Annotated in this window: 7 protein-coding genes and 1 riboswitch; of the genes, 2 read left to right on the top strand and 5 right to left on the bottom strand. The window is 27.8% G+C overall.

The window, feature by feature from the left end; all coding sequences use genetic code 11:
• Positions 1-435: 435 nt before the first annotated feature.
• From Q0K52_RS14180 to ribD, 5 genes are all read right to left on the bottom strand, one after another.
• Positions 436-924: a ferritin family protein gene (locus tag Q0K52_RS14180; protein WP_297300535.1), complete on the bottom strand. Its 489-nt coding sequence runs from the start codon at positions 922-924 to the stop codon at positions 436-438.
• Positions 925-1,094: 170 nt separating this feature from the next.
• On the bottom strand, positions 1,095-1,565 hold the full coding sequence (ribE, locus tag Q0K52_RS14185) for a 6,7-dimethyl-8-ribityllumazine synthase (protein WP_297300536.1): 471 nt from the start codon (positions 1,563-1,565) through the stop codon (positions 1,095-1,097).
• Positions 1,566-2,139: 574 nt separating this feature from the next.
• Positions 2,140-3,339: a bifunctional 3,4-dihydroxy-2-butanone-4-phosphate synthase/GTP cyclohydrolase II gene (locus Q0K52_RS14190; protein WP_297300537.1), complete on the bottom strand. Its 1,200-nt coding sequence runs from the start codon at positions 3,337-3,339 to the stop codon at positions 2,140-2,142.
• Between the two features lie 75 nt (positions 3,340-3,414).
• Entirely contained in the window at positions 3,415-4,053 is a 639-nt protein-coding gene (locus tag Q0K52_RS14195) for a riboflavin synthase (protein ID WP_297300538.1), read from the bottom strand.
• Between the two features lie 140 nt (positions 4,054-4,193).
• Positions 4,194-5,303, bottom strand: coding sequence for a bifunctional diaminohydroxyphosphoribosylaminopyrimidine deaminase/5-amino-6-(5-phosphoribosylamino)uracil reductase RibD (gene ribD, locus Q0K52_RS14200; RefSeq protein WP_297300539.1), 1,110 nt, complete (start codon positions 5,301-5,303; stop codon positions 4,194-4,196).
• 132 nt (positions 5,304-5,435) lie between these two features.
• Positions 5,436-5,571: riboswitch (FMN riboswitch) on the bottom strand.
• A gap of 135 nt (positions 5,572-5,706) precedes the next feature.
• On the opposite strand from ribD, the gene Q0K52_RS14205 reads away from it, so the two are divergent.
• Together Q0K52_RS14205 and Q0K52_RS14210 are read left to right on the top strand one after the other, a co-directional pair.
• On the top strand, positions 5,707-6,723 hold the full coding sequence (locus Q0K52_RS14205) for a Gfo/Idh/MocA family oxidoreductase (RefSeq protein WP_297300540.1): 1,017 nt from the start codon (positions 5,707-5,709) through the stop codon (positions 6,721-6,723).
• Between the two features lie 526 nt (positions 6,724-7,249).
• Entirely contained in the window at positions 7,250-8,074 is an 825-nt protein-coding gene (locus Q0K52_RS14210; RefSeq protein ID WP_297300541.1) for a hypothetical protein, read from the top strand.
• The last annotated feature ends 79 nt before the right edge of the window (positions 8,075-8,153 follow it).

Below are 8,153 nucleotides of genomic sequence, written 5' to 3' on the forward strand. Positions count from 1 at the left end.
AATTGTTTATCTTTACTTAATTTACTTCGTTTCATACTTAAATTTTAACAAATTTAAGTTATCTAGGACAGCCCCTATTTTTTTATTTAAATTTTTTATTTCCTTACTGTTTAAAAAGAATTTGTTAACACCCACCCTAGTTTTATTTAAATTTAGAATCTATACAACGCACGTAAAACAAAATTAAGAATATAAATTAATCAATAATACAATTCCAATTATAAATAAAAATCCATTAACCGTGCGTTAAAGAAATTATAAATATAATAAAAATTTGGGCGGGCATGCTTTTTTACTTTAGATATAAAGAAAATTAGAACAAAAATTTTTAAATGTATTATAAAGAATAAAGGGCGGGCAAATGTAAATAAAACAATTAAACTAAATATTCTATTATAAGTTAATACACACTTATAATAGAATATATAACAATTATTATTTTGACTTTTTAGTTTTGCAAACAGGACATATTTGAGGATTTTCATTTGCCAAATCAATGTAACCGCATATATCACATTGCCAATTTTTTACTTCAAAAGACTTATCTTGCAAAAGACTTTGAAATTTCTTTTTATGGCCATCTTCTATTCTTGCCACATTCATAAAAGCCATAGCCAAATCATCAAATCCTTCTTCTTGAGCAGTTTTAGCATAAGACAAATACATATCTATAGATTCATAATTTTCATTTATAATTGACTCTTTTAAATTTTCTATAGTGTTAGGAATACCATGAAAATTTTCAAACCATATTTTGGCATGTTCCTGCTCATTTCTAGCAAATTTTTCATATACAGATGCTATATCTTCCCTGCCTTCTTCACGGGCCTTTTCAGCATAATACATGTACCTGCATCTAGCCATAGCTTCACCTATAAAAGCATTTCTCAAATTAATTTCTGTCTTTGATCCCTTCAAGTCCATATCACACGCTCCTTAATTGATAATACTTACTAATAAATAATATATTAAATTCATAAAAAGTATATAGTTACTCTTATATTTTATTATTTTATATTAAAATATAACAAATAAATTCAAAAAAAAACAAGGCCTTTCGACCTTGTTTTTCATAAATATGGCTTTTATTTGAATTATTTTTCTATTTCTCTTATTAGATTAACCATTTCGATAGCACCCATAGCAGCATCAAAGCCCTTATTACCTGCTTTAGTTCCAGCTCTCTCAATAGCCTGCTCAATATTTTCAGTAGTAAGTACACCAAACATCACAGGTATATCAGAATTAAGTGAAACATTAGCAATACCTTTTGATACTTCAGCACAAACATAATCATAATGTGTTGTAGAACCTCTTATAACAGCACCCAAACAAATAACTGCATCATACTTTTTTGATTTAGCCATTTTAGAAGCTATTAGAGGAATTTCAAAAGCACCAGGCACCCAAGCAACACTAATATCATCATCTTTAATATCATGACGAGATAAAGCATCTAAAGCACCGCCTAAAAGTTTAGAAACAATGAATTCATTGAATCTAGCACACACTATACCGATTTTAATTGGTTTTTCACTAACGAGTTTTCCTTCAAAAGTTTTCATCTTTACTTCCTTTTTTAAATTTGCTAGAAAATTGCTCGCTTAAAGGCTCTGGGAACTTCCTTCGTCAGTTTCCAGAGGCTCGCAATTTATCTAGCTTTATATATTTTTAATTTGCTAGAAAATTTTATTATTATTGCTATGCCACCCGTAAGGGTGCCTACCTGGTCACCTCAGCCTATAAGCAGCAAATAAATAAATTTATTTGCTGGCTTCGGCTCACTTTTTATTATTATCGCATAAAAATTTTAATCTAATATATGGCCCATTCTTTTATTATATATAAAAACTTGTTCGTTGATAAGCCCTGACATTTTTACAAATGTCAGGAACTCACAAGTTTTTTATTTTTTAAATTCAATCTAAAATATGGCCCATTCTTTTATTATATATAAAAAACTTGTTCGTTGATAGTTCCTGACATTTTTACAAATGTCAGGAACTCACAAGTTTTTTATTTTTTAAATTCAATCTAAAATATGGCCCATTCTTTTATTATATATAAAAAACTTGTTCGTTGATAGTTCCTGACATTTTTACAAATGTCAGGAACTCACAAGTTTTTTATTTTTTAAATTCAATCTAAAATATGGCCCATTCTTTCCTTCTTAGTTTTTAGATAGAATGCATCATACTCTGAAGCTTCTATTTGTATAGGTATTCTATCTTTTATTTCTAATCCGTAGTTATTCAAATACTTTATTTTATCTGGGTTATTAGTCATTATTTTTATGCTCTTAACTCCCAAATTTTTAAGCATTTGATAAGCCTCATAATATTCACGCATATCATCTCTGAATCCCAAAGCTATATTAGCATCAACTGTATCAAGTCCGCTGTCCTGAAGTTCATAAGCTCTTAATTTATTAACAAGTCCTATTCCTCTTCCTTCCTGACGCATATAAACCATTATGCCCCTGCCTTCCTCAGCAATTTTTCTCATAGCATAATCATACTGTTCACCACAATCGCATCTTTTAGAGCCTAATGCATCGCCTGTCAAGCATTCAGAATGAACTCTGCAAAGTACATCTTCTCCGCTTGAAATATCTCCCATAGTTAAAACTACATGATGTTCTTTTGTTATTTTATTAACGTAAGTAAGTATTTCAAACTCCCCATATTTAGTAGGCATTTTCGCTTTGGCATAAAGCTCCATTAAATCTTCATTCTTTTTTCTATAATCAATTAAATCAGAAACAGTTATCATTTTAAGATTATGTTTTTTAGCGAAATCAATTAAATCATCTCTTCTCATCATATCGCCGTCATCTCTCATAATCTCACAGCATAAACCGCATTCTTTTAAACCTGCTAATCTCATCAAATCAACAGTAGCTTCAGTATGTCCCATTCTAACCAATACTCCGCCTTCTTTTGCAAGCAATGGGAACATATGACCAGGACGTCTGAAATCTTCTGGTTTAGAATTCTCATCAATAACTTTTAAAGCTGTGATAGATCTTTCAACTGCTGATATACCTGTTGTAGTTTCAACATGGTCAATAGACACTGTGAAAGCTGTTTCATGATTATCAGTATTTTTTGTAACCATTTGATTTAAATTTAATTTATTAGTAATTTCTTTACTCATAGGCATACATATCAAACCCTTAGCATAAGTAGCCATAAAGTTGATATTTTCTGTAGTAGCAAATTCTGCCGCACAGATTAAATCGCCTTCATTTTCTCTATCTTCATCATCAGAAACAATTATAATTTTTCCGTTTCTTAAATCCTCTAAAGCTTCATCGATTGTACTGTAAACATTTTCCATTTTTATACTCCATTTATATTTTTTATTCAGTTTTTTCATAATCAAAAAGCTGTAAAAGTTTATTATTAAAAAATATTAAAATCCATTCTTGAGTAAAAACTCCATAGTGATATTGGATTTTTTATCTTCATTATCTTCTTTAAATGTTAAAAGTCTTTCAACATATTTGCCTATAACATCATTTTCAATATTAACCTTATCACCTTCTTTTTTATAATAAAGCACAGTTTCCTTTAATGTATGAGGAATAACTGCTATAGAAAAAGTATTATCAGTTAAACTAGCTACTGTCAAACTTATGCCATCAACAGCAACAGAACCTTTTTCTACTATATATTTCATTAAGTGTTTAGGCACTTCAATAGTGAGTATTATAGCATTGTCATCTTTTTTCATAGACTTAATGCTTCCCACTCCGTCAATATGTCCGCTTACTATGTGTCCGCCAAATCTTCCGCTTAATGTCATAGCTCTTTCAAGATTAACTTTACTTCCATTTTTTAAACTTCCTAAATTAGTACGGTTCAAAGTTTCTTGAGTAACATCAGCATTAAATATTTTATTATCAAAACTAGATACAGTTAAACAAGTACCATTAACAGCGACGCTATCACCTAAGTGCAAATCATCAAATATTTTGCTTGCTTCTATTGTAATAACTTTGCTTTGTACAGATTTAACAGTTCCTATTTCTTCAACTATACCAGTAAACATTATTGTATAATCCTATAATTATAATCTTTTTTGATGCCATTGAATGCAAAATGATATAAATGCAGTCCTTTTGCTTCTTTGGGCCACCAAAAGAAGTAGGGGTTTGGGGACTAGTCCCCAATAATTAAATATTATATAAATTAATATTTTAAATAATACTCCAAAAACAAATCATCTTCTATTTTTGTTATGCTGCCTTCCGCAAGTTTAACAGCATTATCAGGATCGTCTATTCCTTCGCCTCCTATTGGAGTTTTTGCTTTTGATCCTCCGAATATTTTTGGTGCTATATAAATCAATGCCTTATTAGCTAATTTCTCTTTCAATAAACTTGCATGTAAAGTAGCACCGCCTTCAACATACACACTATCAATATTTTTTTCCTCTCCAAGTATTCTCATCAAATCTTTTAAACTTACTTTGCCGTTATCATTTTCTGTTTTTATTATCTCTATGCCAACGCTTTCAAGTTCTTTTATTTTTTTATCATCATTACTAACAGTAGCTATAAAAGTCTTTATCTCTTTAGCAGTTTTACAAATATTAGAATTCAAATCTATTTTCAAAGAACTATCCAAAATTATTCTTATAGGATTTCTAGTATTTGGAAGTCTGCAATTGAGTGTAGGATTATCTTCTATTACAGTATTTATTCCAACCATTATAGCAGAGTATTTATTTCTGAATCTATGAGAATGCTCTCTTGTTTTTTCTGAAGTTATCCATTTTGATTTTCCGCTTACAGTGGCTATTTTACCGTCCATAGTCATAGCATATTTCATAACAACAAATGGTCTTTTATTAGCTATATAATAGAAGAAAACCTCATTTAATTTTCTGCATTCTTCTTCAAGTACATTTATTACAACTTCAATTCCAGCATCTTTTAATTTTTTTATTCCATTTCCTGCTACTTTAGGATTAGAATCAACACAGCCTATAATTACTCTTTTTAACTTATTTTTTATAATAGCATCAGCACAAGGAGGAGTTTTTCCATAATGAGAGCAAGGTTCCAAAGTTACATATATATCAGCATCTTCAACATTTTCGCCTTTCTCTTTTGCATCCAAAAATGCATTGATTTCAGCATGATTTTCACCGTATTTTTTATGATATCCAATACCTATAACTTTTCCGTCTTTCACTATAACAGCACCAACTAAAGGATTAGGACTTGTAAAACCTTCTCCCTTCTTTGCTTCTTCTATAGCCATTTTCATGTATTTTTCATGCATATTTTCCTGCATACTGCTAATACTCTTTTATAAAATTTTTTTAATCTTTAGGAATTGTTTTTAGGAAGGTAAAAAAGAAATCTACAAACAAAAAAACTCTAAATGATTAAACACTTAGAGCCAAATTTATGTAGTAAGTTACATTAATATCTTCTACCATCCAGACTTTAACTGTCGGTTTTGGAATCGCACCAAATCTGCCGTTTTTGAAAGAGATACATCAAAAAGGCTCGCGGACTTTACCGCCGGTATGGAATTTCACCTAGCCCCGAAGATTTATATGTTAATATTATAATACAAAAAAATTTCATTGTCAAGAACAAAATTATTAATTTAAAATACATACATTATTAAAAATTAATGTATTTTATTCTCTTTAATAGTACAATATAAAAAATAAAAATTGGAGATAATTATGTACAAAGTTGGTATAATAGGGCTTGGACAAATTGCTTACTTCATAGATAAAGACCCTAATAGAAAAATAATTTGGTCACATATAAAGGCTTATCAAAATACTAAAAACACTAAAATTACTGCTATATGCGGTAATACTGATTTGAATTTAGTTAAGCAAATTCAAAAAGATGAAAATATTGAAAAAGGCTATATTGATTATAATAAAATGCTTGAAGAAAATGAGTTTGATATTGTAAGTATATGCACACCTATAGAACTTCATTATGAAATAGCTAAAAAATATATAGAAACTGGAGTGAAAGCAATTTTTTGTGAAAAAACTTTATCATACTCAATAGATGAATCTAAAGAAATATTAGAACTATCAAAAAAGAATAATACTGTATTTGCTGTTAACTATATATTAAGATGGGATAACATCAATAAAGAAATTAAAAAGCTTATAGAAGAAAATGCTATTGGAAAAATATATACAATAGTTGGTTATGGTGCTACTGCCCTACATACGAGTGCAAGTCATATTATAGATTTAATGCTTTACTTCACTAATTCAAAACCTGAATATGTTATAGGTGAAAAACAGACTGATTTTATAAGAGAAGTTCATGGCTTTAATGATTACGGCGGATGCGGAATGATAAAATTCACATCAGGTACTATTGGATTTATTAAAGCTGTTAGTACTTCTCCATTTAAGTATATGCTTGAAATTGATATAATGGGAGAAAATGGAAGAATAAGATTATACAACAATGGAAATAGTTTTGAATTATATCAATACAAAAAAGTTAATAACAATGAAGCTGGTTCTAATTATGAAGCATTAACATTAATTAAACAATATAATAAAGATTATGGTAATGAAAGAATGCTTGATGCTATTAATAACATAATAGAATGTTTGGAAAAAGGAGGTGAACCTATTTCAAATGCTTCTACTGCTTTGGAATCCATAAAGATAATAGAAGGAATAAAATTATCATCAGACACAAAAGCTAAAATAGATTTTTAATTATTATTTGTTCACCTTCCCCACGCACGGTAAATAGAATTCTATACTTAATTGAATTGTATTACTAATAAAATTCATATCTAAAATTTCATTCATCGTGCGTTATTGCATTCTAAATTTTTTAAAAAATTTGGGCGGGTGCTATAATTTCTAATTAAAGCAATAAAGAAAATAAAAATAAAATTACAAATTAAAGTTATAAAGATAGAGGGCGGGCAAATGTAATTAAGTTTTAAAACTTTATTTACACACCCCACCCTATATCTTTTTTATTTTATTTTAAATTTTTGTTTTATATATCTTTATTACACAAATATAAAAAGCATGCCCCACCCAAGTTTAAATTAAATTTTTTATCTAATCTACGCACGTTTAAAAAAATTACATAATTAATTTCAATGATATTATTAATCAATTCATACTTTTAATTTTATCCACCGTGCGGTCAAAAGAATTATAAATCCAATATAAATACATAATATTTTTTAATTTGCATTCTTTTCTAAATAAATGTATTATTTTAATCATGAAACATACATTATTATTAATCTTAATATTTATTATATTATCCTGCACTAACAACAAAAATACAAGTGCCGCAAAAAGAGATGAAATAGAACCAAATGATAGTTTGGAATATTCTCAATTTATAGATTATAATGTTTCTATTAATGCCAGTTTTGATAGTATAGAAGATATTGACTATTATCAGATAAAACCAACAAATGCAACTGCTATGGATTTCTATATTTCTATATATGACAATAAAGCTAATGTTGATATAGAAGTATTTTCTACTAACAATAGAATATTTTCTATTAATACAAAAGATATTTTAAATTATAATGGTTTCATTGAACTTACAGATCTGCTTCTTTATGACGATTCATATTTTGTTAAATTGCATTCTGATAAGGAATGCAAATATAGTTTAAAATTTTTATTTAAAGATAATTATTTACCTTCAAATGAAATAGAACCAAATAATACCATCAATGATGCTGATACTATTAATTATCCAAATGAATTAATTTATGGATATTTTTTCAAAAATGATCTTGATGGTATAGATGAGTTTATTAAACCATATATAAGAAATTCTAATTTAATAGATATAGATTTATACAAGTTAGAAAATACTACAGACATAAATAGTTCAATCAATATAAAATTAGAATATGCAAAAGATGTTACTATAATGTTATTTGATGAACAATTAAATCTTTTAAAAAACGGACAAAATCAATTAAACACTCATTTCAATGCACATACAAAATATTATATAGCGTTAGTATATTATGGAGAAAAAGCAATCACAAATAGATACACATTATATTATGAGTTTAATTAATTTTGTTTAAGAGCCATAGATATTGCACACTTTTATTTTAAAAAAAGAAGGTATTCCTTATAATTTAAATTACTAGAAA

Source organism: uncultured Brachyspira sp. (assembly GCF_944390845.1).
Lineage (GTDB): Bacteria > Spirochaetota > Brachyspiria > Brachyspirales > Brachyspiraceae > Brachyspira > Brachyspira pulli.